This window comes from Streptomyces sp. SID12501 (assembly GCF_010550245.1).
Taxonomy (GTDB): domain Bacteria; phylum Actinomycetota; class Actinomycetes; order Streptomycetales; family Streptomycetaceae; genus Streptomyces.
Window position 1 is genome coordinate 1 of the sequence record NZ_JAAGLU010000595.1, and the last position, 452, is coordinate 452.

Genomic DNA, 452 nt, shown 5'->3' on the forward strand with positions numbered 1-452 from the left:
GTGAAGCGACAGTTCCGGTCTGCCACGGCCGAAGATGAAGCTTCGAGGAAGGTGCAGCGGCAGGTCAATCTCGTGAACGAGGTGTTGGAAACCTTCAAGGAGGCGCTTGAGTTGAAGACAGAGGAAGTCCGGGAGCAGCTTGACGCCAAGGTCAAGGAAGTCTTTTCCCGAATCTTCATCAAGTCCTACGAGCCCGAGCTCACTGACTCCTTTCAACTGCTATTGAAGTCTAAGGCCGGCATTGCGATCCGGAGTACTGGCGAGAATCAGGTGCTCGGCTTGTCCTTCGTCGGTGCGGTCTCGGAGATCGCAAAGCAGATCCATCAGCGTAAGGCTAAGGGTGGCGATGACATCTTGGGGGATGGAGGAATTTACCCCGTCGTCATGGACGCTCCTTTCGGTAGCCTCGACTTGACCTATCAGAAAGAGATCTCCCAGGCATTGCCCAAGCT

At 55.1% G+C, this 452-nt stretch carries 1 pseudogene; it reads left to right on the forward strand.

What is annotated here, in order from left to right:
• Positions 1-72: 72 nt before the first annotated feature.
• Positions 73-452 (forward strand): annotated as a pseudogene (locus G3I71_RS47445) (hypothetical protein); the annotation flags it as partial.